The organism is Brachyspira pilosicoli (genome assembly GCF_008016535.1).
Taxonomy (GTDB): Bacteria; Spirochaetota; Brachyspiria; order Brachyspirales; family Brachyspiraceae; genus Brachyspira; species Brachyspira pilosicoli_A.
The window spans coordinates 1-1,059 of record NZ_SAXY01000086.1; the positions used below are offsets into that span (position 1 = coordinate 1).

The window sequence follows — 1,059 nt, forward strand, 5'->3', positions numbered from 1 at the left end:
AATACATGAACTTCCTTCCCCATCATTAAAGCTTCAAATCCTAACTGCGAAGTGCAAACATAAACTTTATCCACTATTTCAAGCAACGATATGGGGTTTATTTCTTCTGCCATTAAATAGACATTTTCTTTAATATCTTCGCTCGAATAATAACATTTAGCTCTTTCGGAGTTTTTTACTAAAGCGTCAGGATGAGTCTTTATTATTATATCGGCGTTATAGTTTTCTTTAATTGCCACTTCAAGCATATTCTTAAAAGTATCTTCATTAGCCCAACCATAACTTATAGACATATCGCCATAACTTTGGTCTATTACCAATACTTTATTTTTATTCTTTCCTATTTCGGGTTTATATATTGGTTGATGATTGTATTTACTAATTTTATTTTTAATTATTTTATCAATTAAATATTTTGCTCTTTCTATTTGCTTATTATCCAACTTTAATTTTTCGTTGTTTAACATATATTCTAAAGTGGTTATTTCGTCTGCAAAGAAATGAGGCAGATTTGAAAATGTGAAAGATATTGAATTCCTATATTTTGAAGGGATTGTTTTATTAACAAAATTATTTATTGAACGAATAAATCCGTCCTCCGCTATTAATAATTTTGTATCCGTTGCTAATGCCATTTCAATGGTTCGAGCATTATGATAATACATATTCATTCCCCAAATTATCATAATGTCCGCTTTAGAATGAAAATCGTTAAAAAATTGTAATTCGCCTTTAAATAAATATTTAATAAATAATTTATCGTTTTCAATCAAATAATATTGCAATTCTGCAAAAAATATCTTTTTAGAAACTTGCAATATATTTTCTATATCGTAATTATATTTATCCTTTTGAATATTAATATATTTATCTATAAACGGATAAAAATATATTTTATCTATATGATTATTTACTTTATGAATAATGTTGTCTTCTATCATATCAAGTTTTAATCTTATAGGTTTAGTAATAATTTTAATTCCAAAAATTCTATAAGTTCTATAAATGCCTTCGTCTTTTTTTGAAAAAATAAAATTTAATATTTTATTCATGATAATA

1 protein-coding gene is annotated in these 1,059 nt (G+C 24.9%); it reads right to left on the minus strand.

Annotated elements, in window-relative coordinates; all coding sequences use genetic code 11:
• Positions 1 to 1,059: capsular polysaccharide export protein, LipB/KpsS family (locus EPJ72_RS12820; RefSeq protein ID WP_147732500.1), on the minus strand; the 1,059-nt coding region annotated here is incomplete at both ends.